Annotated in this window: 1 protein-coding gene; it reads right to left on the bottom strand. The window is 65.4% G+C overall.

The genetic code is table 11. The features are described 5' to 3' along the window. A partial coding sequence (locus tag BT179_RS26165) for an amino acid adenylation domain-containing protein (RefSeq protein WP_143148743.1) occupies window positions 1–2,651 on the bottom strand: 2,651 nt, incomplete at both ends.

Here is a 2,651-nt window from a genome sequence, read left to right as displayed (position 1 = left end):
CGGCGCTGAACGGGTCGGTCACGAACTTCTCGGCGGTCAGTTCGGGGCGGTTCAGATACCCTTTCGCCACGCCATCGCCACCGATGTACAACTCCCCCGCCACGCCCACCGGCACCGGTTGCAGCTGGGCGTCCAGCACGTAGACACGGCTGTTGCCCACCGGACGGCCAATGGGAATGCCGCCCTCGCCCACGGTTCTGATTTCGTGGGTCGTGGTGAATGTGGTGGCTTCCGTCGGGCCATAGCCATTGAGCAGGTGCTGCGGCGCGCCTTCTTTCAAGACCCGGCCGATCACCGCCGGATCGAGCACATCACCGCCGACGATCAGGTAACGCAAGTGCTTGAACACCGGCATCAGGCCGGCGGCGTACTGATGGAACAGGCCGGCGGTCATCCACAGCACGCTGACCCGCTGCTCGGTCAGCAACCGGGCGAAACGCTCCCGGGACAACAGCACGTCCTGGTCGACCACCACCACGCAGCCGCCGTTGAGCAACGGCGCCCAGACGTCCAGGGTACTGGCGTCGAAGGCCGGGTTGGAGGCGAACGCTACCCGGTCCCGGGCATTGAAATCGGCATAGCCGTTGTTGATCACCAGTCGATTGATTGCCCGATGCGGCACCAGCACCCCCTTGGGAGTGCCGGTGGAACCGGAGGTGTACATGATATAGGCCACCGCTTCGGTGCTCTGGGGCAGATCGAGGTTGGCGCTGATGTCAGCCAATTCCAGGCGATCCAGATCGAGCCGGGCAGTGCCTTCGGCCACACTCGCGGAACTGAGGGTCAGCAGCACCTTGGCCCCGCTGTCTTCGATCATGAACTGCTGGCGTTCCAACGGCGCATGGATATCCAGTGGCACGAAGACGGCGGCGCACTTGAGCACCGCCAGTTGACTCACCAACAGTTCCAGTGAACGCTCCAGCAGGATCGCCACACGGTCCCCGGGCTGCACGCCCTGGCCCGCCAGATGACGAGCCAGGCGGTTGGCCCTGGCGTTGAGTTCGGCATACGTCAGGCTGTTGCAGTCGTGCACCGCCGCCGACGCTTGCGGATTGGCCTGCGCCAGGGCTTCGAACAGTCCGTGGACGGTCCTGTCCTGTGGATAGCGACGCGTGGTGGCGTTGAACTCCAGCAGCAGTTGGCGACGCTCGCTCGCCGGCAGGATCGACACGCGGCTCAACGGCGTCTGCGGTGCTTGCTCCAGGGCAGACACCAGGTTCTCCAGCACCACGTTCATATAGGCGCAGATCCGCTGCGCGCCGATCCGTGGCACCGCCAGCGCGGTCAGGCTGAAACCTTCACCCAGGTCATCCACCGAGAGGGTCAGTGGATAGTTGGTGCGCTCTTCGTTGCTCAGGATTTCGATGCCGTTCCAGGCCGCCAGTGCATCGCTCGAGTCCATCCCCGCATTGCTGTGGCGGTAGTTGAGCAAGGCGCTGAACAACGGCATGGGCGCAACCACGCCGCTGCAACGTTGCGCCAGGGCCAGGGAGGCATGCTCATGACCCAGCAGGCCGGTCAGCCGGGCATGGGCCGCCTTGATACTGCCGCGCACATCCTGCTCTGCGACGTCCACCCGCAACGGCAAGGTATTGATGAACATGCCCAGCGCATGCTCGGCACCGTCACCACCCTGCATCCGCCCCATCAGCACGGTGCCGAACACCACGTCCGGTTTGCCGGACACCTGGCTCAGCACCCGTGCCCAGGCCAGGTGATGCAGGCTCGCCGCGCTCACACCCAGTGCCCGGGCCTGAGCCCGCAGACGACGGCTCAGGTCGGCACCGAGGTGCAACCCGGCCTCTTCGATATCGCTGCCGTTGCCGCGCACGTCCTGCACGCCAAAAGGCAGCGTCGGCTCTTCGATGTCACCGAGCATCTGGCGGAAAAATGCCTCATGCTCCTCGCGACTGCTTCCCAGGCGCGCCTGGGCCACGTAGTTGCGGAAAGGCGCCGCCTCGCCCAGACGATCGGCCTGACCCAGCAGATGCAACTGCATCTCGTGGCGCACCCTTTCAAGCGCCGTGTGATCGAGGGCCATGTGATGGAACAACAGCAGCGCCACCCAGCGCTGGTTGGCGGGGTCATGGGCAAAGGCGATGCGCATCAGCGGCGCCTGTTGCATGTCGAGACGGTAGTGCAAAGCGTCGAAACGCTCGCGCAGCTGCCCGGCGATATCCCCCGTCGCCGCAGCCAGCATCACCTCCTCCACGGCCAGCTGCGCCTTGCGCCAGACCACCTGCACAGGCTCATCGAGGCCTTCCCAGACCACGCTGGTGCGCAGGATGTCATGGCGATCGATCACCGCTTGCAGTGCGTGGGCAAATGCGTCCAGGCGCTCGCGGTCGGCGATGCTGAACGTGGCCTGCAATACGTACGGATCGCCCGCGGCCGCCGCAATATGGTGATAGAGAATGCCCTCCTGCAAGGGCGCCAGGGGGTAGATGTCCTGCACGTTGCGCGCGCCACCCGGCACAGTCGCCACGATGCGGTCGATGGCGTCCTGGTCCAGCGCCACCAGCGGCAGCATCGACGGCGTGATCCGGGTGCTTCCCAGCAGGATGCCGTTGTCCGGCACCTCCACATCGCGACCGCTGCCAACCGCAGCGGCCAGCGCCTTCAAGGTCGGCTGGCCGAACAGTACACGGATA

It is taken from the genome of Pseudomonas sp. NFACC43 (assembly GCF_900119645.1).
In the GTDB taxonomy this organism is placed as follows: Bacteria; Pseudomonadota; Gammaproteobacteria; order Pseudomonadales; family Pseudomonadaceae; genus Aquipseudomonas.
This window is presented reverse-complemented; position numbering and strand designations above follow the sequence as displayed.